Source organism: Priestia sp. YIM B13490, assembly GCF_042787735.1.
Taxonomy (GTDB): Bacteria; Bacillota; Bacilli; order Bacillales; family Bacillaceae_H; genus Priestia; species Priestia megaterium.
The window spans coordinates 252,206-275,836 of the sequence record NZ_JBHZOT010000002.1 but is presented as its reverse complement, the minus strand read 5'-3'; the positions used below and the strand labels follow the sequence as shown (position 1 = coordinate 275,836).

Annotated in this window: 26 protein-coding genes and 1 riboswitch; of the genes, 19 read left to right on the top strand and 7 right to left on the bottom strand. The window is 37.6% G+C overall.

All coding sequences use genetic code 11. The features are described 5' to 3' along the window. Positions 1–157 precede the first annotated feature (157 nt). Both ACFX4R_RS06840 and ACFX4R_RS06835 read left to right on the top strand, forming a co-directional pair. Positions 158–628 carry a MarR family winged helix-turn-helix transcriptional regulator gene (locus tag ACFX4R_RS06840; protein ID WP_025749435.1) on the top strand — a complete coding sequence of 157 codons (471 nt, stop codon included), beginning with the start codon at positions 158–160 and terminating at the stop codon, positions 626–628. A gap of 171 nt (positions 629–799) precedes the next feature. After that, positions 800–2,494 carry a M3 family oligoendopeptidase gene (locus ACFX4R_RS06835; protein ID WP_043979646.1) on the top strand — a complete coding sequence of 565 codons (1,695 nt, stop codon included), beginning with the start codon at positions 800–802 and terminating at the stop codon, positions 2,492–2,494. Positions 2,495–2,574: 80 nt separating this feature from the next. Here ACFX4R_RS06835 and ACFX4R_RS06830 read toward each other — a convergent pair whose 3' ends face one another. Then, positions 2,575–2,709 carry a hypothetical protein gene (locus tag ACFX4R_RS06830; protein ID WP_255255728.1) on the bottom strand — a complete coding sequence of 45 codons (135 nt, stop codon included), beginning with the start codon at positions 2,707–2,709 and terminating at the stop codon, positions 2,575–2,577. Positions 2,710–2,843: 134 nt separating this feature from the next. Beyond that, a complete protein-coding gene (locus ACFX4R_RS06825; protein ID WP_377569177.1) occupies positions 2,844–4,427 on the bottom strand; it encodes a PAS domain S-box protein in 1,584 nt (527 codons plus the stop codon). 340 nt (positions 4,428–4,767) lie between these two features. On the opposite strand from ACFX4R_RS06825, the gene ACFX4R_RS06820 reads away from it, so the two are divergent. Then, positions 4,768–5,034, top strand: a complete 267-nt coding sequence (locus ACFX4R_RS06820) for a hypothetical protein (RefSeq protein WP_043979643.1) — start codon at positions 4,768–4,770, stop codon at positions 5,032–5,034. A gap of 51 nt (positions 5,035–5,085) precedes the next feature. Here the strand turns inward: ACFX4R_RS06820 and ACFX4R_RS06815 are convergent, their stop codons facing one another. Further along, positions 5,086–7,200: an ATP-dependent Clp protease ATP-binding subunit gene (locus ACFX4R_RS06815; protein ID WP_280559268.1), complete on the bottom strand. Its 2,115-nt coding sequence runs from the start codon at positions 7,198–7,200 to the stop codon at positions 5,086–5,088. Positions 7,201–7,619: 419 nt separating this feature from the next. Here ACFX4R_RS06815 and nhaC point away from each other — a divergent pair, with 419 nt between their 5' ends. The 3 genes from nhaC to ACFX4R_RS06800 all read left to right on the top strand — a co-directional run bounded on the left by nhaC (position 7,620) and on the right by ACFX4R_RS06800 (position 10,389). Further along, complete coding sequence (gene nhaC / locus ACFX4R_RS06810) at positions 7,620–9,002, top strand: Na+/H+ antiporter NhaC (protein ID WP_043979639.1); 1,383 nt, start codon at positions 7,620–7,622, stop codon at positions 9,000–9,002. A gap of 292 nt (positions 9,003–9,294) precedes the next feature. After that, positions 9,295–10,176, top strand: coding sequence for an alpha/beta hydrolase family protein (locus tag ACFX4R_RS06805; RefSeq protein ID WP_043979636.1), 882 nt, complete (start codon positions 9,295–9,297; stop codon positions 10,174–10,176). 87 nt (positions 10,177–10,263) lie between these two features. Beyond that, positions 10,264–10,389, top strand: a complete 126-nt coding sequence (locus ACFX4R_RS06800; RefSeq protein WP_013082238.1) for a DUF6254 family protein — start codon at positions 10,264–10,266, stop codon at positions 10,387–10,389. Positions 10,390–10,454: 65 nt separating this feature from the next. Here ACFX4R_RS06800 and ACFX4R_RS06795 read toward each other — a convergent pair whose 3' ends face one another. Then, positions 10,455–11,174: a 3-ketoacyl-ACP reductase gene (locus ACFX4R_RS06795; RefSeq protein WP_043979634.1), complete on the bottom strand. Its 720-nt coding sequence runs from the start codon at positions 11,172–11,174 to the stop codon at positions 10,455–10,457. A 207-nt stretch (positions 11,175–11,381) separates the two neighbouring features. Here ACFX4R_RS06795 and ACFX4R_RS06790 point away from each other — a divergent pair, with 207 nt between their 5' ends. The 9 genes from ACFX4R_RS06790 to ACFX4R_RS06750 all read left to right on the top strand — a co-directional run bounded on the left by ACFX4R_RS06790 (position 11,382) and on the right by ACFX4R_RS06750 (position 19,140). Further along, positions 11,382–12,980 carry a spore germination protein gene (locus ACFX4R_RS06790; RefSeq protein ID WP_043979632.1) on the top strand — a complete coding sequence of 533 codons (1,599 nt, stop codon included), beginning with the start codon at positions 11,382–11,384 and terminating at the stop codon, positions 12,978–12,980. A 24-nt stretch (positions 12,981–13,004) separates the two neighbouring features. Next, positions 13,005–14,204 carry a Ger(x)C family spore germination protein gene (locus ACFX4R_RS06785; protein WP_043979630.1) on the top strand — a complete coding sequence of 400 codons (1,200 nt, stop codon included), beginning with the start codon at positions 13,005–13,007 and terminating at the stop codon, positions 14,202–14,204. Between the two features lie 11 nt (positions 14,205–14,215). Continuing rightward, a complete protein-coding gene (locus ACFX4R_RS06780) occupies positions 14,216–14,452 on the top strand; it encodes a hypothetical protein (protein ID WP_043979628.1) in 237 nt (78 codons plus the stop codon). A 26-nt stretch (positions 14,453–14,478) separates the two neighbouring features. Next, positions 14,479–15,600 (top strand): GerAB/ArcD/ProY family transporter, encoded by a 1,122-nt coding sequence (locus tag ACFX4R_RS06775; protein WP_116515445.1) that lies wholly within the window; start codon positions 14,479–14,481, stop codon positions 15,598–15,600. A 70-nt stretch (positions 15,601–15,670) separates the two neighbouring features. Then, positions 15,671–15,714, top strand: a riboswitch (PreQ1 riboswitch). A gap of 230 nt (positions 15,715–15,944) precedes the next feature. Continuing rightward, on the top strand, positions 15,945–16,610 hold the full coding sequence (gene queC, locus ACFX4R_RS06770; RefSeq protein WP_043979622.1) for a 7-cyano-7-deazaguanine synthase QueC: 666 nt from the start codon (positions 15,945–15,947) through the stop codon (positions 16,608–16,610). Continuing rightward, complete coding sequence (gene queD, locus ACFX4R_RS06765) at positions 16,610–17,050, top strand: 6-carboxytetrahydropterin synthase QueD (RefSeq protein WP_013055983.1); 441 nt, start codon at positions 16,610–16,612, stop codon at positions 17,048–17,050. Before queC ends, queD begins: the two co-directional genes overlap by 1 nt. Next, a complete protein-coding gene (gene queE, locus ACFX4R_RS06760; protein ID WP_080781617.1) occupies positions 17,043–17,774 on the top strand; it encodes a 7-carboxy-7-deazaguanine synthase QueE in 732 nt (243 codons plus the stop codon). The genes queD and queE overlap by 8 nt, the downstream gene beginning before the upstream one ends. 98 nt (positions 17,775–17,872) lie before the next feature. Then, on the top strand, positions 17,873–18,370 hold the full coding sequence (gene queF / locus ACFX4R_RS06755) for a preQ(1) synthase (RefSeq protein ID WP_013082243.1): 498 nt from the start codon (positions 17,873–17,875) through the stop codon (positions 18,368–18,370). A gap of 68 nt (positions 18,371–18,438) precedes the next feature. Next, on the top strand, positions 18,439–19,140 hold the full coding sequence (locus ACFX4R_RS06750; protein WP_013055986.1) for an NAD(P)H-binding protein: 702 nt from the start codon (positions 18,439–18,441) through the stop codon (positions 19,138–19,140). 33 nt (positions 19,141–19,173) lie between these two features. Here ACFX4R_RS06750 and ACFX4R_RS06745 read toward each other — a convergent pair whose 3' ends face one another. Continuing rightward, a complete protein-coding gene (locus tag ACFX4R_RS06745) occupies positions 19,174–19,407 on the bottom strand; it encodes a hypothetical protein (RefSeq protein ID WP_162213846.1) in 234 nt (77 codons plus the stop codon). A gap of 316 nt (positions 19,408–19,723) precedes the next feature. Beyond that, positions 19,724–19,909 carry a YkvS family protein gene (locus ACFX4R_RS06740; RefSeq protein WP_013082245.1) on the bottom strand — a complete coding sequence of 62 codons (186 nt, stop codon included), beginning with the start codon at positions 19,907–19,909 and terminating at the stop codon, positions 19,724–19,726. A gap of 307 nt (positions 19,910–20,216) precedes the next feature. Here ACFX4R_RS06740 and ACFX4R_RS06735 point away from each other — a divergent pair, with 307 nt between their 5' ends. The 4 genes from ACFX4R_RS06735 (at position 20,217) to ACFX4R_RS06720 (ending at position 22,765) form a co-directional block, all read left to right on the top strand. Beyond that, complete coding sequence (locus ACFX4R_RS06735) at positions 20,217–21,062, top strand: patatin-like phospholipase family protein (protein WP_043979615.1); 846 nt, start codon at positions 20,217–20,219, stop codon at positions 21,060–21,062. A 17-nt stretch (positions 21,063–21,079) separates the two neighbouring features. Beyond that, positions 21,080–21,274 (top strand): hypothetical protein, encoded by a 195-nt coding sequence (locus ACFX4R_RS06730; protein ID WP_013055990.1) that lies wholly within the window; start codon positions 21,080–21,082, stop codon positions 21,272–21,274. Positions 21,275–21,421: 147 nt separating this feature from the next. Beyond that, positions 21,422–21,748 (top strand): hypothetical protein, encoded by a 327-nt coding sequence (locus ACFX4R_RS06725; protein ID WP_013082248.1) that lies wholly within the window; start codon positions 21,422–21,424, stop codon positions 21,746–21,748. Between the two features lie 312 nt (positions 21,749–22,060). After that, entirely contained in the window at positions 22,061–22,765 is a 705-nt protein-coding gene (locus ACFX4R_RS06720; protein WP_043979612.1) for a cell wall hydrolase, read from the top strand. A 26-nt stretch (positions 22,766–22,791) separates the two neighbouring features. Here ACFX4R_RS06720 and ACFX4R_RS06715 read toward each other — a convergent pair whose 3' ends face one another. Beyond that, entirely contained in the window at positions 22,792–23,151 is a 360-nt protein-coding gene (locus tag ACFX4R_RS06715) for a YueI family protein (protein ID WP_013082250.1), read from the bottom strand. Between the last annotated feature and the right edge of the window lie 480 nt (positions 23,152–23,631).

Here is a 23,631-nt window from a genome sequence, read left to right as displayed (position 1 = left end):
TAAAAGCATATGTATAAATCCACTTATATACATTTTTTATCAAAAAAATTGTACAAGCGGAGAGAATAACCGCTGAAATAAGCCTGCTTTGATTGACTTTGAAGGGAAATTTTAGTATTATCTTGATATCAAGATAATATTAAAGGAACTGATTAAAATGACGAATGATGTAACTAGAGAAGAGTTAGACCAATCTCTTAAATTATTTATTGTACTATCTCGTGCCAATCGTTCAATTAATGATCATGTGCATAAATTTATTCAACAGCATGGAATGAATCCAACCGAATTTGCTGTCCTAGAGTTATTGTACCACAAAGGCCAGCAGCCTCTGCAGCAAATTGGCGGAAAAATTCTACTCGCAAGCGGCAGTATTACGTATGTAGTAGACAAGCTTGAGAAAAAAGGCTTCTTAGAGCGCGTTGCTTGTCCGAACGATCGTCGTGTAACCTATGCAGCTATCACCAAGCAAGGTAAGGAAATGATTGAAAGCATGTTTCCGAGTCACGAAAAAAGAATTCATGATATTTTATCCGTCCTGTCTAGCGAAGAAAAAGAAGTTGCTATTTCGATGCTTAAGAAATTAGGACACTATGCAGATGAATTTTTGCCGGAATCGACTGATTAATTAAGGAAAGCTCGTTTGTTTCTGTTGAACAAACGAGTTTTTTTCTATGACTTCTTTCATAACCAATCGACATAAAAAATAAAAAGTGACAAAAAATTGAAATTAACAGGAATACAGCTAGATAAAAACGAATTAGGTTACATACAGACAATAGAGAAAGGGGTACAAATGATGAAATTTGAGAATTATACATATACGCGACCTGATATGAATGAAATTGAAAAGCAGTTTGAAAAGGCCATTACACACTTTACGGAAGCAGCGTCAGTCAGTCAGCAAAACGAGGCAATTCGTCTAGCAAATGATGCGTATTCCCAGTACAGCACAATGGGGAACATCTGCTATATTCGTCATTCTATCGACACAGCGAATGAATTTTATAAGGAAGAACAAGACTATTTTGATGAAACACAGCCGCTTTTAGAAGGATATGTAGAGAAATTTTACAAAGCGTTAATCTCTTCGCCTTTTAAACAGCAACTAGAAGAAAAGTGGGGCAAGCAGCTGTTCTCTCTTGCTGAAATGCAGTTAAAAACGTTCTCTCCGGAAATAGTAAAAGAGCTTCAGGAAGAAAATAAGCTATCGTCTCAATATACGAAACTAGTGGCGTCAGCTAAAATTGTATTTGAAGGAGAAGAAAGAACGTTAGCTCAGCTCGATCCGTTTATGGAGTCATCTGATCGAGAAATGAGAAAAAAAGCAGCAGAAGCGAAATTTCAATTTTTTACCGATCATGAAGAGGAATTTGATGATATTTATGACAAACTTGTAAAAGTGCGGACCAAGCTTGCTGAAAAATTAGGCTATAAAAATTTCGTAGAAGTGGGCTATGCTCGTATGTCTAGAATAGGCTACGATGCTGAAATGGTTGCCGCTTTTCGCAAACAAGTAAAAGAGTATATTGTTCCCCTTACTGAAAAACTAAAAAAGCGTCAGCAGGAAAGAATTCAAGTAGAGAGCTTAACTTATTATGATGAACCGTTTCAGTTTGAAACAGGAAACGCAGTGCCAAAAGGTGATGAAAAGTGGATTATTGAAAATGGACGGGTTATGTATAAAGAGCTTTCTAAAGAGACGGACGAATTTTTTTCATTTATGCTTGAAAATAATTTGATGGATTTAGTCGCTAAAAAGGGCAAAGCAGGCGGAGGCTACTGTACGTTTATTGAAGAATACAAAGCACCGTTTATTTTTTCGAATTTTAATGGAACATCAGGGGATATTGATGTGTTAACGCATGAAGCAGGGCATGCTTTTCAAGTGTATTCCAGCCGAGATATGGAAACCAATGAGTATCACTGGCCTACGCATGAAGGAGCTGAAATCCATTCGATGAGCATGGAGTATTTTACATGGCCTTGGATGGAGTTGTTCTTTAAAGAAGACAAAGATAAATACCAGTTTTCTCATTTAAGCTCAGGCTTAACTTTCTTGCCTTACGGGGTAGCGGTAGATGAATTTCAGCATGCTGTATACGAACGCCCTGAGATGACGCCTTCGGAACGAAAACAAACGTGGCGAGAAATTGAAAAGAAATATATGCCTTCTAAAAACTATGACGGCCATCACTATCTAGAAAGCGGGGGCTTCTGGCAGCGCCAGCTTCATATTTACACGTCTCCGTTTTATTATATTGATTACACGCTCGCTCAAATTTGTGCATTTCAATTTTGGAAAAAAGATCGAGAAAACCATGAACAAGCATGGCAAGATTACGTTCATTTGTGTAAGCTTGGCGGAAGTAAGCCGTTTTTAGAATTAGTAGAGGCAGCGAATTTGATCTCTCCATTCGAAGAGGGCTGCGTGCAGTCTGTAGTAGATGAAATTGAAAACTATTTAAATAGTATTGATGATAAAAAGCTATAAAAAAAGAGATTGAGACACAACAAAATTAATCCAATGTAAAGACGAACAAATGGGATAAACAATCTAGTATGAATCGCTTGTTACACCGCCGTTGATTTCCGTGCAAGGCTTTGCTTTCCGCGGGCGGCCGGTGAGCCTCCTCGGCGCTGATACTCCTGCGGGGTCTTACCTATTCCGCTTTTCCCGCAGGAGTCTTCGCCTTGCCCTCCAATCAACAGCTAGAAGCACCTAAATTAAATCTACGTTCACCCTCATAATAAAAAAATTCGAATGAGTTTGATTCTTAATCAAGGAACAAACTCGTTCGAATCTTTCTTCAACTAACATACTTTTGTTCCAGCCTCTTTTTTTAATGATTAATTTCTTGTTCCCATAAAGGAATCGTAAGGGAAACGCTGGTTCCTTCGCCAACAGTGCTTTTAATCTCAAATGTTCCTTTATGCTGATACAAAATGTTTTTAATCACAACAAGTCCAAGACCGGTACCTGAGGGCTTCGTGGTAAAAAAGGGCTTTTGAATGTGCGTAAGCAAATGTGAAGGAATGCCGACTCCTGTATCTTTAATGAAAATAGTAAGATCTTTAGTATGCTGAGTAACGTTTAAATGAATTTCTCCTCCACTAGGCATAGCTTCGAGCGCATTTTTCAACAAATTAATGAGTACTTGCTTAATTTGGTTTGCATCACAGCAGATGTATGTATGCGGGGCTTCCACCTGCGTTTTAACTACGACATTTTTTAATACACATTCTGATTCATACAAAAGAATAACGTCATTTAAAATAGTAGAGAATGCGTGCTTTTTCATAACCGTGTCATGAGGTTTAGCGAGCAATAAAAATTCTCCAACGATTGAGTTAATACGATTCAGTTCGCTCAGCATGATGGTTGTATAAGAATGATAGCGGCTGCTGTCTTCATGAATAAGCTGAATAAATCCATTTAGAGAAGTAAGTGGATTTCGAATTTCATGAGCGATTCCCGCTGCCATTTCGCCCGCTAAAGATAACTTATCGGTTTGGCGAAGAAATTTTTCTGTTTCCTTTTCTTCTGTAAGATCGCGTGAAATACCAAAAAGCGCAACGACTTGCTGATCACGATTAAAAATAGGTGAAACAGTGATTTCTACATCAATTATTTTTCCGTCTTTTCGCTTATCTTGGGTTTCAAAGGCTACCAGCTTTTCTCCTTTTTTAACCCTTTCTAATCGGCTTTCAGCGTCGCCTTTTAAGCCAGCAGGAATGAATGGAATGGCTTTTCCGACAATTTCTTCCGCTTTCCATCCGTATATTTGCTCAAAAGCATCGTTTACTTTAATCACTTTGCCGTCTAGACTGAACACGGAAATGGCGTCGCGATTGTATGTAAAAAAAGATTGTAAATACTCTTGAGCTGAGTACAGTTCATCTTCGGTTTTGTTCATTTTGACCCTCGTAATAGCAATCAGTTTTTTAGAGAAATGAGCACAATACAACAAAATAATCATTGTGATCAGCGTAAACAAAATGAAATAAACGATATCTAATTTCACGAAAGCCACAGATGTAAAAAGAGTGTTGCTTACATAAAAGTACAAAACAATTATTATGGACATTAATGTAGAAATTACAATAGCGACATAGCTATAATAAATAAAGCTAACAATAATTCCAAGAAACAAAAATAAATAATTAATAACAGCAGGTTCAATAGATGCCATGTACGCAATATAGGCATAATAGCATATAAAAAAAGAATACATAATGATGGCAGGATGAAAACGAAAGTAGTACATAGCCGTCACTACCAATAATAAAATTCCTCCGCTTATAAAAACAATCATATGAGGATCAGCTGCAATAAAGTGGTATAACACAATGTGGACAAAATATAGCAGCCAAAAAATAAGTAAAAGAATAAAATTCCGTTTTTTTATGAGGTTGTGTGATTCCATAAAAAATCCCTTTCTTAAATGGTGAATAATTTTATAGAAGAATAACTTTATAGTCAGCTAGTCGCACGATATAGTGATATATCACTCATATTAGCATAGTTACAACTGTGTGAATAGCCGAATTGAGCACTTAGACCAAGGAAGATAGATCTAGAATACAGCTAGTCATAAACTATTAAGGAAATATGAGGGGAATATGAACGAAATGAAGGGGATGTAAAGCTTTTGTGATAACCTTGTAAAAATGAACTTTTTTCTAATTGGATAGGCTATACTGCCAGTAGAGCCGTATGAATGGTGACTACATAGAGGCTCAGATGATTCGAAAGGAGACGGTAAAATGAACAAAAGTTTATTAGTCAAGTTATTTGGATCACTTCTAGCAATTATGTTAATCACAGCATGCAACTCACAAACGGATGAAAAAGATGCCACAGAACAGCAAACAGAACAGTCGGATGATACTCAAGCGGAGGACACAACTACAGATGATTCACAGGAAACAATGAAGCAAGACGAAGCAGATGATTCATCTGGGGATGAAGCATCTGATGATCAAGAAGAATCAACGGATAGTACTGACGAAAAAACAGATGAAAGTAAATAAACGTAAGTATTTCTATAAAAAAAAGCGACTCAAGTAGAGTCGCTTTTTCTATTAGTTTTGTACGGTGATTTCGCTTGCTTCATTTAACGTTACGTTCACTGTCGATACGTCTGCGTCATCTAAAAGTAAGTCTGTAATTCGATCTTCAAGCTGTTCTTGAATTGCTCGGCGGAGCGGTCTAGCACCGAATGCAGGGTGATAGCCAAGTTCAGCTAGTTTTTCTTTTACCTCATCTGCTACGCTCAGCGTGATATTTTGTTCTTGTAATGTTTCTTTTAATTCAGCAAGCATAAGGTCCACAATTTTAATCAAGTTGTCTTTTTCAAGATGATTAAATTCAATGATTGTATCAAATCGGTTTAAAAACTCTGGTTTGAAATAAGATGAAAGTGAATCTAAAACGGATGCCTGTTTAAGTGCGTCATTTTCTGCGTCAAACCCAACCGTAATTTTCTTTTCACCTACACCAGCGTTACTTGTCATAATGATAACTGTGTCTTTAAAGCTTACTGTGCGACCTTGACTATCTGTTAGACGTCCGTCTTCTAGAATTTGTAGAAACATATGCTGAACGTCTGGATGAGCTTTTTCAATTTCATCTAGTAAGATGATGGAATAAGGATTACGGCGTACTTTCTCTGTTAATTGTCCTGCCTCTTCGTGACCTACGTAGCCAGGAGGTGAACCGATTAATTTAGACACCGCATGTTTTTCCATATATTCACTCATATCTAGACGAACCATAGCATCTTTTGAGCCGAATAGTTCTTCAGCTAATGTTTTGGTTAACTCTGTTTTACCGACACCTGTTGGGCCGACAAATAAGAATGAACCAATTGGGCGATGCTTCGCTTTTAATCCAGCGCGAGAACGTCGAATCGCTTTTGCTACTTTTTCTACAGCTTCCTGCTGTCCAATTACTTTTTGAGCTAAGTGCTCTGCTAAATGCTTCATTTTTGCTGCTTCATTTTCTTGAAGTTTACCAACAGGGATACCCGTTTTCTTTTCAATAATTGCTTGAATGTCAGCAATATCCACATTCATTTTTTGCTGTTCTTCGTTTAGTTGTTTTTCAAGAGCAGCTTCTTCATCGCGCAGTTTTGCCGCTACTTCATATTTTTCATCCTTTAGCGCCTGCTCTTTTTCTTTTGTAAGTTCTTTTAAGCGAGCGGCCGCATCGTCTTTATTTGTAATGCCTGCCTGTAAGTTCATTTTTGAACCTGCTTCATCTAGCAAGTCAATTGCTTTATCAGGCAAGAAGCGATCTTGAATGTAGCGGTGTGATAAATTTACACAAGCGCGGATCGCTTCATCTGTATAGCTAACGCCGTGATAATCTTCATATTTACTTTGGATTCCTTTTAGAATTTCAACGGCTTCTTCTACAGACGGTTCGTGAACCATAACCGGCTGGAAGCGTCGTTCAAGAGCCGCATCTTTTTCGATGGAACGGTACTCTTTTAAAGTTGTAGCTCCAACTACTTGAAGTTCGCCTCGTGCAAGAGCAGGTTTTAAAATATTGCTTGCGTCCATTGAACCTTCCGCTGAACCAGCTCCCACAAGAAGGTGAATTTCATCGATAAATAAAATCACGTTTTTTCGCTGTTGAAGCTCAGAAATTAACTGCTTCATGCGCTCTTCAAATTGACCGCGCACGCCGGTATTAGCTACGAGAGATGCTACATCTAAAAGATATACATCTTTATTTAACAGCTTAGCAGGAACTTTTCCTTCCGCGATTTTTAAAGCTAACCCTTCAACAACAGCTGTTTTACCAACACCGGGTTCTCCGATTAGTACCGGGTTGTTTTTGTTTCTTCTATTTAAAATTTCAATGACACGCTCTACTTCTTCTTCTCGGCCAATAACAGGGTCAATTAATCCCGTTTTCGCAATTTGAGTTAAGTTTCGACCGAACTGGTCTAAAAAGCCTCCGCCGCCATTTCCTTGCTGTGGCTGTTCCGGTGCAGCTTGTTCGTGCGCCATTTGCTTGAATAAATCATCGATGTTCATAAAGCCGCCACCTCCAAAACCTGATGGGATTTTATGTTCTTTCATTAGTGCTTGATAACATGTATGACATAAACGATATTGAGATTTTTGGTTATTTGTTTGTACATTTAATTGAATAGATGCTTCACGTTTATTACAGTTTTGACAAATCATTTAATTAGCCTCCCTAAATGATTTTAATCGAAGATCAGCAGGTGTTTGACCTTTTTTGACCTTTCGTAATTTCATTATACTTTGACCTTTTTTGACTTTCAAGTCTTTTGCTTAAAAAATTTTTGAAGGAAGTTCCTCGCTTATGTACAAAAGGTAGTACATTAAAAAAAGATGTGTTTTATGTGTACCCGTTCTATACATGTAAAAACATAAGAGGCATTTTGTACAATGATCTGCTTGGAGAGGGAATTAATATTAATAAGAAGAAAAGTGGAAAAATGAGCGCAGAGCCTACCGTTGGATAAAATAAGTTATTGACAGCAAGAAGGATAAAAATTATACTCAAGAAGGTTTGCACTTAACTGCGTAAAAGCATAAAAGCGTTTAAGTGAAAAAGAAAGATAGAAAGGGAATACCTCATGAAAAAAGAAATTTCATTTATACAATCAATAGCGGTGGTTTTGGTGCTATTAGCTATTATTTTTGTTTCATTATTTACGTTAAAGCTGCCGCCTCATATTCCACTGATATTTGGTGTAGCATTTATTAGTGTGATTGGCTTTTTGTTGAAATATAAGTGGACAGAAATGGAGAAAGGGATTTTAGACGGTGTCAGACTGGGCATTAAGCCTATCCTTATTTTAATGCTGATCGGGATGCTTATTGCGATTTGGATGGTAGGAGGAACGATACCGACGATTTTATCCTACGGCTTCCACTGGATTTCACCACAGTACTTTTTAATTAGTGCTCTGGTTATTCCCGTATTAGTTTCAACATTCACGGGAAGTTCATTAACAACCGTCAGTACGGTAGGGGTCGCTTTATTTGGCGTAGGAACTGCTATTGGTGTACATCCAGGGCTAGCAGCGGGGATGATTGTTTCAGGAGCTGTGTTTGGAGATAAGATGTCTCCCTTGTCTGATACAACAAATTTTGCTTCTGGTATCGTTGAAGTCCCGCTTCCTAAACATATTCAGCACATTACGTGGACGACGGTTCCAAGTATTGTTATTACAGCAATCATTGCACTGGTAATCGGAATCAACGGAAATCAGGAAAGCGTCAATTACGGGGAAATTCAAGGAATTCAAGACGCATTAAAACATACGTTTAATTTACATGTGTTAACGTTGCTTTCTCCACTTTTAGTTCTTATTTTTTCGATGAGAAGAGTCGATGTACTGCCAACGTTAGTTTTAGGTATTGTAACGGCCATCATTACAGGAATGATTACACAGCATGAATTTACGCTGAGTCAATTGCTAGGCGTTCTTCAAAGCGGGCCGGCAGTAGAGTCAGGAAATAAAGTAGTGGATGCGATTGTGAATAAAGGCGGACTGCAGTCCATGATGTTTTCTATTTCCCTTATCATGATTGCCTTGTCGCTAGGTGGCTTGATGAGAGCTGTTGGAATTATTGATGCTTTGTTAGAAGGATTAGCAAAACAAATTCGCCGCAGCGGAGACGTTATTTTTGCTACGCTTCTATCTTCAATTGGAGTGAACGTTATTACAGGCGAACAGTATTTATCGATTCTCTTGCCTGGACAGACGTTTAAGCCGCTGTATGAAAAATGGAATTTAGATCCAAAAAACTTATCACGAACGCTTGAAGACGGCGGAACGGTTATTAATGCTATTATTCCGTGGGGTGTCAGCGGTGCTTTTATTTCAACTGCATTAAATATTCCCGCAGCTGACTATATTCCATTTACATTCTTTAGTATTTTATGTCCTATTTTTTCAATTATTTTAGCATATACAGGCATTGGCATTGCCAAGAAAAAAGCTCAGTCTTAACTGGGCTTTTTTTTTGGGAAAAAGGACAGGTAAAAAACGACAAAAAAAGTATCATTCCACTTTTCAAATCTATAATTTAATAATACAATTTACTATACGTCTTTCTTGTTAATGTATTTGGATGAATTCTTATTTCTTTATTGATGAAGAAATTTGAGTTTTGCGGTATGATAAATAAGCTGTATTGGCGATGGGATGAATGCCCTTTTTAGCAAACATTTAAGAAGGGTAAAGCCAAATGAAAACACTCATTATAAAAGAGAAAAGATATTTATTGAGGAGAGGGTTTCTGTTGAAAAAATGGGGCATCATTGCATTAATCACTGTAGCTGTGCTCGGTGTGACAGCGGTTTTCAACCGAGCTGAAAGTGATGATGTAAATAAAGAAAAATTGAATTTATTATCGCCTTATTCAAATAAAGTAGATGTATATAGCATTACGTATCCTAGTGATAATTTAAAGATAAAAGGGTTTTTAGTACAGCCTAAAGACATTGCAGACAAACATTATCCGCTTTTAGTATATAATCGCGGAGGAAATCGCGAACATGGCATGATTCGCGCAAAAACACTGCAGTACTTATCATATTGGGCAAGTAAAGGCTACGTCGTGGTTGCGACTCAATACAGGGGAAATGGAGGAAGTGAAGGTACAGAGACGTACGGAGGTAAAGATATTGACGACGTGTTAAATCTTATTAAGTGGGGAGAACAGCTTCCTTATGTAAATCACCAGCAAAAGGTAGCGCTAGGATATTCACGCGGCGGCATGATGACGTATTTAACGATGAAAAACGGCGTTAAATTTGATGCAGTTGTCGTACAATCAGGTATTACAGACATGTTTCAATTCTATGATCAAAGAGGGCCTGAAATGAAACAAGTGCTGCGGACGATTGTAGGAGATCCGGCGCAGTATCCGGAGAGGTATAGAAGTCGTTCTGTTGTCTATTGGAGCGATAAAGTAAATTCACCTCTTTTGATTTTACAGGGTGATCATGATCGTAAAGTTCACCATACGCAGGCTGAAAAGCTTGTGAAACAATTAGATGAGCAGGGAAAAGAATACAAATATGTACTGTACAAAAACGGAGACCATCCGCTAACTGCTTATTATGATCAATATAACGCGGAAATTGATAAGTGGTTTAAAATACATTTAGCTAAGCAGTAAAGAAATTGGAAGCAGTTTTGATGAATGGAAAAGAGCAGCTTGTTTTATCCTACTACATGTAAGCATATAAAAAGGGGATGAAGCAAAATGACTCAGTCTAAAAGTCAAAAAGAGCGTCAGTGGAATGTGCGAAAACAATCACAAAACCCATCGCATGGAAAAGTGAAATCTTTTGAAGAACTATCAGAAGAAATCACGCCTAAACGTAAATAAGGTAACCACCATATAAAGGAAGACACAAAAAAGGAGAGCTGAAGCTCTCCTTTTTCTATGTTTGTTTATGGATTTGTGGACCACATGCCCGCAGATTTGATAAAAATACGAGGATGCAATTTTAATTGTGCGACCATAATTTCTGCTAGGTCTTCAGGCTGCATCACTTTATCAGGATTGCCATCCGTTAAGTTTTCTTTATACGCTAATTCCGTTGCTACTGTACTTGGTGTTAGAGCTGTTACACGAATATTGTGTTTGCGTACTTCTAACGCTAGAGATTCAGTTAAGCCGAGCACGCCAAATTTTGAAGCGCTGTAAGCACTTGTAACGGGAGCGCCTTTTTGACCAGCAGTGGATGAAATATTGATAATGTCTCCACCATTTTTTTCGATTAATTGAGGTAGAACGGCGCGCGTTACGTAGTAAACGCCCATTAAATTCACATCAATGATTTGTTTCCACTCATCTGGGTCTAGCTCTAAAAAGCTTCCGAATTTACCGATTCCTGCGTTGTTGATTAAGATATCTGTTGCCCCTAATTTTGTATGTAGATGCTCAACTGCTGCATTTACTTCTTCCATAGAAGAAACATCTGCTGTTGCATAAGCAACTTGTACATCAAATGCTTCTAGTTCAGAAGCAACAGCCTTTAAATCTGCCTCTGTACGAGCAATTAAACCGATATTTACGCCTTCCTTTGCTAATTCAATCGCAGTTGAACGACCGATGCCTTTTCCTGCTCCTGTAATAAGAGCTACTTTGCCTTTAAGTGATTGTGCCATGTATAGACTCCTTTCAATGTTCCGCATAAACATTCTTCATAATAACAAAGAATTATCCATTACTATCCTATAGAAATGCACAAATGATGTCAAAAATAAAGATTATTAAAATGGCTTCAAGTATAAATTTCCTTTTCATACAAAAACTATAGAGACTAAAAAGAAGAAATTCCGTTTCTTTTCGTTCAATGTAGTGGAGGATGAACAATGCGTATAAAAAAACTATCTGAGTTAACGAATAAATCCAAACAGCGGAAAGAAAAAGCTGATGAATCGAAGGACTCTAAGGACACTAGTGCTTCTTCTACACAGGAAGAGCAGAAATTATCTGAGAGGGTGGGAGATAATTTATCCCGCATGAAAAAAGCATTGGGACAGAGCACGGATTTAGTTGTGCGAGAGTTTCGAATTTCGATTGAAGAAAAATTTACTTTAGGTGTTGCTTACATCGACGGATTAGTAAATAAAGACGAAGTTGAACACTATGCGCTGGACTCCATTATGCACTATCACGATGAACATTTAACACATGATGATGGCATCGTTAATATGTACGAATTGATTAAAAGCTATAGTTTGGCAGCCGGTGAAATCATGGAAGCAAAGACATTGGATGATGCTCTTCTTCATGTTTTATCAGGAGATACCGTACTGTTTTTAGAAGGGTATCAAACGTGTATTGTGGCAAGTACCAGAGGATGGAGAGACAGGGCTGTTTCTGAACCACAATCTCAGACCGTTGTAAGAGGGCCTCGAGACAGTTTCACAGAAACACTGCGAACGAATACCGCATTGATTCGGCGCCGAATAAAATCTCCAAAACTTTGGATTGAATCTCAGCAAATAGGAGAGTTTACAAAAACGGATATTGCGCTCGTTTATATAGACGGCATTGCGGATGAACAGGTCATTCAAGAGGTAAAGGAGCGTCTTTCCAAAATTGATATAGACGGTATTTTGGAGAGCGGATATATCGAAGAGTTGATTCAAGATGAAGATTATACACCTTTTCCTACTATGCATAACACGGAGCGTCCAGACTCGGTGGCAGCAGGTCTTTTAGAGGGGCGGATAGCCATTTTAGTAGACGGTACACCTTTTGTATTAATGGTTCCTGCCTTATTTATTCAATTTTTTCAAGCGGCCGAAGATTATTACCAGCGCGCAGATATTAGTACATTGATTCGCTTAATGCGCTACATGGCATTTTTCTTAGCTCTTTTAACACCTTCTGCTTATATTGCTTTAACTACTTTTCATCAAGAAATGCTTCCTTTTGCTTTGTTAATTAGTATTGCAGCTCAAAGGGAAGGTGTTCCTTTTCCTGCTATTATTGAAGCGTTTATTATGGAAATCACGTTTGAAATTTTGCGAGAAGCGGGAGTCCGATTGCCTCGAGCAGTAGGTTCAGCTATTTCGATTGTGGGAGCACTCGTTTTAGGAGAAGCCGCCGTACAAGCGGGATTAGTTTCACCTGCAATGGTTATCGTTGTATCCATCACCGCTATTAGTAACTTTGTGTCACCTGTGTATGATATGGCTATTGCAGTAAGGATGCTACGCTTTGTTTTAATGGTTTTAGCAGCTACTTTTGGCCTGTTCGGTATTATCCTGGGGCTAATTTTAATGATTTTACATTTATGCAGCTTAAGGTCATTTGGAGTCCCTTATATGACACCTATGGCTCCATTTGTGAAGCGTGATCAAAAGGATGTGCTGATTAGACGTTCGATCAAAAAAATGAAAACAAGGCCAAAGCTTATTAATGAGAAGAATATTTCACGTCAAAAGACGCAAAAAAACTAAACTGTGTAAAGGTGGCCGTTGACTATGAAAGCATTTCTAATGTTATGTATCTGTTCAGTGCTATTAAGCGGCTGCTGGAGCAGTCGAGAGTTGAACGAGCTAGCCATTACGGTTGCTGTCGGAATTGATAAAGTAGAAGATGGCATTATTGTGACAGTTCAGCTAATTAATCCGGGTGATATTCAGGCGAAAACGCCTACAAACGGGCCTTCTGTTACCACATTTTCTATTAAGGCTTCGTCTGTAATGGAAGGATTAAGAAAAATAACGACAAAATCTCCGCGTAAAATTTATCTTTCTCATTTACGAATGCTAGTTATTAGCGAAAGCATGGCGGAAGACGGTATTGCTGAAGTGCTTGATTTCTTTGCTCGGGATCATGAAGTGCGTACCGATTATTTTGTTGTTGTGGCTAAAAACACGAAAGCATCGAGCGTTTTGAATGTATTAACAACCATCGAAAAAATACCTGCTAATCATATGTTTGCTTCATTAGACGTGTCACAGCGTATTTGGGCACCTACTAGAGGAGTGAAGTTAAATGAACTGATCAGTAACTTAACCAGTGAAGGAAAGCAGGCGGTGTTATCAGGAGTGTTAGTGAAAGGCGACGTGAAAAAGGCAGGAGACATGTCTAGTATTTCTCGCACCAATCTTTCCACCCTGCTCAATTTCAAAGGATTAGGTGTCTTTCAAAATGATAAGCTTCTCGGCTGGTTCAATGAAGACGAAAGTAAAGGATATAACTATATTACCGGACATGTAAAAAGTACGTTAATTGTTATTCCATGCGAAAAAAAAGAAAAACAGCATGATATCATCGGAGTCGAAATGCTTCGAACGAATGTCAAGGTGACAGCTACTATGAAAAATCATAAACCTCATATTCACGTTGATTTAAAAGGAGAAGCGAACGTAGCTGATGTAGAGTGTCAAGTGAATTTACAGGACCCAGCTGTAATCAATATGCTCGAACGAAAAACAGCAGCCGACGTAAAAGAAAAGATGAATGATGCAGTAGAAAAAGCTCAAAAAACCTATAAAAGCGATATCTTTGGTTTTGGCGAAGCGTTTTACAGACAAGATGTAAAGAGATGGTACAAAATGAAAAGAGACTGGAACAGAATTTACGCAGAGGATTTAACCGTCGATTTAGATGCAAAAGTTCAAATCCGTCGCTTAGGCACGTTAAATAACTCATATATGAAGCAAATGAAGCATTAAGGAGAAAGAAAATGGAGGGATTTATCGCCTTACTTGTACTGCTTGCTTATTTGACTAAAAAAATAATGATCAACTTCCGAAAGGAAAAGTATTATCGTGAGATAATCGTCTACCTTTGTCTTATAGGTTTGGGTCTATTCTTTTGGGGAGCGATTACACTCCGTAAAGAAGTTCCTACGCCTCTGTACTTTTTAGAGGCACTCGTTAAGCCTCTTACTAGAACCGTTCATCATTTGTTATTCACGTGAGCACGCATGTAGGAGAGAAGGTGTGTATGATGCAAATAAAAGAATTTATTAGTCCAAAACAATTTCTTTTTCTCATTTATGTTTTTTGTATCGGAAGCGCCATCTTGGCAGTTCCGGCTACATTATTAGAGACAAATAGACAAAATGCGTGGTTTTGCGGTGTGCTTGCTATTGGCTTTGCACTTTTAATCGTTGCGGTGCTTTTATGGCTGATTCAGCGTTACCCTCAGCAAACATTCATTCAAATAGCTAAAAAGGCGCTAGGTCCTTATGCAGGAACGTGTATTTCTCTTATTTACATTTTCTTTATGTTCATTCAGTCTACGTTTTCGCTTCGAGATATCAGTACATTCATGACGACTCAAATTGTCCCTGAAACGCTGCCTACATGGATTCATGCTCTTGTTCTTTTAGCTGTTATATACGGAGGGTATCTAGGTATTGAAGTGGTAGCAAGAACCGCGGAAATCTTTTTGCCTTGGATTGTGGTCCCCTTTTTATTGTTAATTGTTTTAAATATTCCTCAGATGAAAATTGATCGTCTTTATCCTTTTTTTGAATTCAGCATGGGTGATTTAGTATTAGGGACCACTTATTTTTTAGGAAACCCGTTTATGGAATTGGTTTTTATTCTGATGATTACGCCTCATATAAAAGATGGAAAAAAGGTAAAAAGAATGTTTGTTATCGGCACTGTCGCATCGGGCTTGACGATTACGATTGCAGTTGCGGCTTGTATATTAGCTCTTGGCGCGAATATTGCATCGATGCACAGCTACCCAGTTTATTTATTAGGAAAAATGATTTCGTTAGGTGCAACGATTCAGCATGTTGAAGTATTAGTAGCTATTATTTGGATGTTATCTATCTTTTTTAAAGTTGTCATTGTGTTCTATGCTATTCAGTTAAGTATCGTCCAATTGTGTAATTTACGGGTGCGCAATTTTTTAAGCTTTCCTTTAGGTCTAATTATTACAGGCGTGGCATATTACATTATTCCCAACACAGCGTACTTCAATTATTTTGAAAAATATTACTGGCCGTTTTATTTATTTGTATTAAGCGTCTGTTTTCCGTTGTTATTTATTGCGCTTTCTTATATAAAGAAAAATAAGGCAGCTAAAGGCGATAGAAGTCAACAAACATAGCATTATCTATACGCATGTGGTATAATACGATGACAATTCAAGAAGAAACGCCGTACACGTTTGGATACGTACGGGAGAGGTTCGAAAACTCCCTCTATAAAAAACTAAGATCATCGTTGATGACAAAAGACACGGTTTTAACGTGTCTTCTTTCACGTGCTTTTCTATCAACGCGTCTTTTTGACGTGTATGCTGGCGAGGACGTGTATCTTAGTTGCTTTTTAGGGAGATTGCTGGAAAAGAGCAGTCTCTTTTTTGTGTTATAAAATTAGTCACAAAGGGAACGAACGGTTCAATAAAGTTTCTTCTTCTTTTGATTTCAATCAAAAAGGAGACGAACAATAATGATGAAAAATGAAAAAGCTATTGTTGTATTTAGCGGAGGTCAAGATAGTACAACATGTCTATTTTGGGCTTTGAAAAACTTTAAAGAAGTAGAAACGGTTACTTTTCAATACGGTCAGCGCCATAGTCAAGAGATAGAGGTAGCAAAGGCTATCGCAGCTGATTTAGGTGTGAAGCACACCGTACTAGATATGTCACTTTTAAATCAATTAGCACCAAATGCCTTAACGCGAGATGATATTGAGATCGAGCAAAAAGAAGGAGAGTTGCCTACAACGTTTGTTGACGGCCGCAATCTGTTATTTTTATCATTTGCAGCCGTACTGGCTAAAAACAGCGGAGGCCGTCATATCGTAACAGGCGTTTGTGAAACTGATTTTTCAGGATATCCAGACTGTCGAGACGTATTTGTGAAATCGTTAAACGTCACGCTTAATTTATCAATGGACTTCGAGTTTGTGATTCATACGCCGCTTATGTGGATTGATAAAGCAGAAACGTGGGCGTTAGCGGATGAGCTAGGAGCGCTTGAATATGTGCGTGAAAAAACATTAACGTGCTACAACGGTATTGTTGCTGACGGGTGCGGCGAATGCCCCGCATGTCAATTGCGAAAACGCGGGTTAGATCAATACATGCAAACGAAAGAAGGAGGAGAGAAATAATGTTGCAACAAATGTATCCTCAAGTATTTCATGACTATGAATACGAACTGAACAAAGATATGCAGTTTGCTGCGGCACATTTTGTTCCTCACACAGAAGCAGGAAAATGCCGTCAAGTCCATGGACATACGTATTTCGTAAATCTAACTGTTGCCGGAGATACATTAGACGAAGCGGGCTTTTTAGTAAACTTTGCGCTATTGAAAAAAATTGTTTCTGGTCAATTTGATCATACATTATTGAACGATCATTCTATCTTTAACGAAGAAAATCCAAATGATTTTCCTACAACTGAAGTTGTTGCCCGTAAAATTTATGAGTTGGTTCAAGAATATCTAGACACACTACCAAATAAGCCTTCTTGCGTACAAGTATTCGTGCGGGAAACGCCGACAAGTTACGTAGTTTACCGCCCAAAGAAGGTGAAAAAACGTGGCTAATACAATTCCAGTACTTGAAATATTCGGACCAACGATTCAAGGGGAAGGAATGGTTGTAGGACGTAAGACGATGTTTGTTCGTACCGCGGGCTGTGATTATTCCTGCAGCTGGTGTGATTCAGCTTTTACATGGGATGGATCGGCTAAAAACGATATTCGTCAGCTAACAGCAGAACAAATTTGGACGGAGCTAAAAGAAATTGGAGGAGAGTGCTTTGATCACGTCACCATTTCTGGAGGAAACCCTGCGCTTATCAAGGCGATTGGTTCACTTGTAGAGCTTTTGCACAGTCAAGGGGTAAAAGCAGCTCTTGAAACACAGGGGAGCCGTTATCAGGATTGGTTCCTAAAGATCGATGATTTAACGATTTCTCCTAAGCCTCCAAGTTCATTAATGAAAACAAATTTCCCCGTATTAGACGATATTATAGAGACATTAATAAAGGAAAAACGCCTGGCGCACATAAGCATAAAAGTCGTTGTATTTAATGATGAGGACTTTGAGTATGCAGCGTCTGTTCATGAACGTTATCCTGAGGTTCCATTTTTTGTTCAAGTAGGAAACGAGGACTTAACGACAATCGATAATGCGTCGTTAACACAAGAATTGCTTAAAAAGTATGAGTGGTTAATCGATAAGGCAGTGGCAGCAAAAAACATGAACGATGTAAGAGTTCTGCCGCAGGTTCACGCCCTTGTTTGGGGAAATAAACGAGGCGTGTAAGCGCATAGCAAAAAATTTACAAAGAAAAATAAAAACAGATATATACAAAATAAAAAAACGCTGTTAGAATGACAATCGTAGAAAGAGAGGAAATGCAAATGAGCGGTCGAAAAGATGAAGAATTAGAAGGTGTATCACTCCTTGGAAATCAAGGAACAAACTATTTGTTTGAATATGCACCAGAGATTCTAGAAGCATTTGATAACAAACACCCAAATCGTGATTATTTTGTGAAATTCAACTGTCCGGAATTTACGAGCTTATGTCCAAAAACAGGTCAGCCGGATTTCGCAACCATTTATATTAGTTACATTCCAGATGAAAAAATGGTAGAAAGCAAGTCGTTAAAGCTTTATTTATTCAGCTTCCGTAACCATGGAGATTTCCATGAAGACTGTATGAACATTATTATGAATGACTTAATTAAACTGATGAATCCAAGATATATTGAAGTATGGGGAAAATTCACACCACGCGGCGGAATCTCAATTGATCCATATACAAACTATGGCCGTCCCGGTACGAAGTATGAAGAAATGGCTAATTATCGCCTGATGAATCATGATTTATACCCAGAAACAATTGATAATCGTTAATTCGAACAAACAGGTTGTGTATGCAACCTGTTTTCCATTGCAAAAACAACAGGTGAGAAGGTGAAAGAATGTCACAGAGATCAGCATTAGTATTAGGTGCAAGCGGACTTGTTGGTCAAGAACTTTTAAAAATGTTATTAAGCAACAGCTTATATAACCATGTGACAGTGTTTGTTCGAAAAAAGCTACCAATCGAACACACAAAGCTACGTCAGCTTGAAATTGATTTTTCAGAGCTTGATAAGCACGAAGAATGCTTTGCAGTTGATGATGTATATTGCTGTTTAGGCACGACAATGAAAAAAGCAAAAACAAAAGCGAAATTCATTAAAGTGGACTACGAATTTCCTTTAAAAGCGGCTAAATGTGCAGAAAAATATCGCTGCAAAAACTTTTTAACGATTACAGCAATTGGTGCTGATCTTCGTTCGCCATTCTTTTACAGTAAAGTAAAGGGGCAAGTAGAAGAAGATATCGCAAGTTTGTATATCCGTTCTACTCACTTTTTCCGCCCATCGTTATTATTAGGCAAGCGCCAAGAGTTTCGCCTATTTGAAAAGATTGGGGGATACACGTTAAAGTCGTGTTCATTTTGCCTTGTAGGAAAGTGGAGAAAGTATCGTCCAATTAAAGCGTATAACGTAGCCAAATCGATGATGAAAGCTGCTCTTGAAGATAAATGTGGGGTTCATGTACATGAAAGCCAAGACATTTATACAGGTGAATGCTATTATTCGTTTACCAACGGCAAGCGAGTATTATCAAAATAAAGAAAAGCCTCTTCTTAAGAAGAGGCTTTTTTTCTATTTTCCGTCACCATCCGCATCTCCATCTCCACCGCTATCTCCATCGCCATCATGATCGTGGTTAGAAGCAGTTTCACTCCAGCTTGTGTAGGAGTTAGAATCTTCTTCGGCATAATTCATGGGTTCAACGGATGTTTTTTTATTTGAAGTTTGTTTGCGTTTAAAAACGAACTGCACGATGAAAAAAAGAATGACAATAAGAGCAACGATAAACAATACAGTATCAAACATGCTAGTAATTCCTTTCGGTAAGAAGATAGTAGTAGCTTGTTCTTATTGTCACACGAAAATAAGCCCCTTTCAAGAAAAAATGGGGCCTGTTTTTGTTTCTTTAAGGAAACTTTTTTTATCTCAGCCATATATTATTGTATAAAGAAACATTTTAGAAAAGAGGGAGTACAGTGAAAAAAAGTTCGAAGGATGTTAAGGTGCAACAGTATATTTACCTCATGTATAAGCTAGGGATTATTACAGAAGAACAAAAGAATCAATTCTTTCAAAATCAATAAAAAAGCAACCGCTTTTGCTGTGCGGCTGCTTTTTTCCTTTACATAGCTGGATTAATGATGATGTAGTTTTTGTGGTTGACAACAGTTCGCTGCTCTAAGTCTAAATCGCGGTAGTTTGTCATGTAAGTCAAATCTACAATCACGGAGTTTTCATTTACTTTTTCGACAATGCCCTGTAAGCCATTTTTAAATTCTATCAAGTTTCCTACCTCTGCTATTTTCATGATTCATCGCTCCTTTGTTTTAAATTAGTTCATTATAAATTTTTAAATAATTTAAATTTTAAAAATAATAAAACTAGTTAGCGCTTTCTTTTTTTACAATTTTGCCTTAAAACTGGGAATTAGTAAAGGGTTTTTTGAAAAAATATAAAATAAAATTGAAAAAATAAGTAAAATGTGCTGAGAAATAAAAGGAATTGGTAGCTTTAACGAAAGAGAGAAGCAGGACAGTTCCATCTTTGTTCATCTTTCGTTATAATAAACGAGGTATAATCTTGTCATAAATTATAAGAATTAGAAGGTGTAGAAATTGAAAGATACTGGACTCGTGCTCGAAGGAGGCGGTATGAGAGGCCTTTATACAACTGGAGTTTTAGATTACTTTATGGAAAGAAATCTGTACCTTCCGTATGTAATTGGCGTTTCAGCCGGCGCTTGTCATGCCACTTCTTATTTATCTAGACAAATAGGAAGAAGTCGCAAAGCTAATTTAGATTTTTTAGAGGATCCTCGCTACTTGTCGTGGAAAAATTATTTTAAAACAAAAGAGATATTTGGAATGGATTTCGTTTTTGATGAAATTCCTAATCAGCTTCTTCCATTTGACTTTGAGGCATTTGCTGAGCGTACAGAGAAGCTTGTAGTAGGAGCAACGGACTGCTTGACGGGAGAACCCGTTTATTTTGATGAATATGACCGGGACATTTTGACAGCGGTTCGCGCTTCTAGTTCCCTTCCATTTTTAGCACCTGTCGTTACATATAAAGGAAAAGAGCTGTTAGACGGAGGAATCAGTGATCCGATTCCAATCAAAAAAGCAGTGCAGGATGGATATAGAAAAAATATTGTTGTGCTAACGCGAAACGAAGGATATCGAAAAAAGAAATCAAATATGCTTTGGTTATTGAAGCGCAAATATCGTCATTATGATGGGCTGACTCGTGCGCTTGAGAACCGCTATAAATTGTATAATGAAACATTGTCATATATTGAAGAACAGGAAAGACAGGGGAATATCTTTGTGATTCGTCCGCAAACCCCTCTTGTAGTAGGGCGAATTGAGAAGAATCGTGAGCGTCTCGACGCTCTTTACAACCAAGGATATAAAGAAGCAAAAGCTCAATTTGCATCTCTGCAAAATTGGCTGAACAGTTAAAAGCGAGGTGAAACTGAATGGATGAACAAACAGCAATAAACATGTTGAATGAGTTAAGTGAAGGAAAAGTAACCGAAATTAAAGTTAAAAAAGAAGACTTTCTTGCTTTTCGCCCTTTTTTAGTAAATCGCCCTGATTTCAAACATTTTCGTGGAATAGCTGGACGCGGTGGAGATTTCACCTATACGTATCTAGAAATTCCTAGGAGCTAAACGAAATGATGGCATTATTTGATTATGCCTTATATAATGGATGTATGAGCCTGTACAGTAGAGAATATACTGTTACAAGTGCTTGTGCGTTTATTTAGTAACGTACGGTAAGAGCGAATAAACGTGTTTAGTTATAGGAGGGATATTATGGATGAGTTTCGAAAAAGTACAGCACCTTTTTATTTTGCAGATCATATATGGAAAGATAAAAATGGAATGACGACTTATGGGATGCTGTTAACGAACCGGCCCGAAGATGACGGGGACTATGACCTCCATTCGTTATTAGAAGAAGCATATGTAGATCATAAAAAAATTCTAATTACTACTGTTTACGACAACAGTGAACAGCAGTTGACCGGATACGTGATACATTTATCAGATGATCAAGACGTCTTTACGTTTATGGATGATACGGGTGCTAAGCTAGTGATTGATTTCTATGATGTTGTAGAAATTGAGATCGAAGATTAAAAAGAGCTGAATGTTGATTACAACATTCAGCTTTTTTGTGTAAAATTAGATGAATTTAAATGTTTATCATAAGAATTATAAGGGAAAAATGAATGAAGAAATTTCTGATTAAACTGAAATAAACCGGGAAAATATACCTGTATTTTAGAAAAATTACCGTGATTATGACAAAAAACAAGGTACAATGTCATAATTGTGTTCCGAACGTAATTTTGTTCATCAAACTTAAAGAAATGTAATTGAATCGTTCGGTGAAACCCCTATATTGCTATGATAGAGTAATACCATACGAAATTTCAGGAGGTATTACCTATGAAACATAGTTATATGAAATCAATGGTAGTAGCTTGTTTAGCTACTCTTTCATTTATAGGTTTTAATGCAACAGCTACGGCTGCAACTAATTATAAAGTAGTCAAAGGCGATAGTCTTTGGAAGTTAGGTAAAAGATATAGTGTAACAATTGACGATATTAAAAAATTAAACAATCGTCAAGGAGATATGATTTATATTGGTGAAACATTAGCGATTCCGAGTAAGACAAAAGTGCTGGCTGCTGAAACAACGGAACCTTCAACGGCAGCCCCAGCTAAGCCAGAAGCAAAACCAGAAGCAAAACCCGCGGAGCAGGAAACACCTGCAGTTTCGATTTCAGCAAGTGAAAAAGATTTATTAGCTCGCTTAGTAGAAGCTGAAGCAAAAGGCGAATCATATGAAGGAAAAGTAGGGGTAGCAACAGTGGTGTTAAACCGTGTAGATTCTCCGAAGTTTCCAGATACGGTAACAGGAGTTATTAAACAAGTTGTCGGAAAAGCATACGCTTTTTCACCGGTCCAAAACGGATCAATTAACAAACCTGCTTCAGAAGATTCGAAAAAAGCAGTAGAGCAAGCATTGACTAGAAAAGATCGTTTAGACGATTCCATTTACTTTTATAATCCAAAAACAGCTACCGATAACTGGATTCGTTCACGTGCTGTAATTAAAACAATTGATCATCATGTATTTGCCAAATAAAAAAGAGCCGTTCTGGCTCTTTTTTTTTAGTCTAAAAAAATATCTCGTTCCAAACTGCCTTCAGAACCTGTTAAAACCAGACCAATATCGGTATCAGCTTCTAAGTTCTGAACGATAGTAAAAGGCACTTTATGTTGGTTAGCCGCTTGAATATAGGGGGAGAGGTATGAATAAGACAAGGAGCCATTTAAAAACAAATGACCGTCTTTCACTTTTTTTAAAAGAGGCTTTATTTTTGCTGCATCCTTTTTCATGACTTGCCCTTTTTTTAGCGCAAGTTCAATATTCTCACGTAGAGCAGTTAAGAAATATCTTCTTTCGTCTCTTTTTGTTTCCTTTGCTCCGTACATTCCTCGTTCTAAGTATTCTTCTAGTTGATCAGACATTGCGTCACTTCCTTTCGTTATAAACTATAAACGATTATGGCTATAAGTAAAAGGGACAGGAAAAAAGGAAAATCACTGTGCTATATCACCTGTTTTTTTGCTGAGTATAAAGAAAAACAAAAAATGTGTTGAAATTTAGCCTAAAATATTGTTTAATGTAAATAGATAGAAAATCATATCGGTTTTTTATTAAAGGTTTGTAAGCGATTACAGATATACATACATAGCAGCGTTTGGGGAGACGCTCCTATGATTTTATGTTCAAAGCGCATTGTATAAAAAGGGGATTATATAGCTTTAGGGCATATACGGTCAAGCAAAGGGTCAGATAAATTAATAAAAAATCGTTATGTATTTTCATAAGAAGAACGGTCAACATTTTTGTTGAGCGTTCTTTTTATGCGTTCATATTATGTTTATTCCTCATTGCAGCAGGTGCTGAAAATCGTAAAGGTCCATTCCTCGTTTCATCTCTCTTAT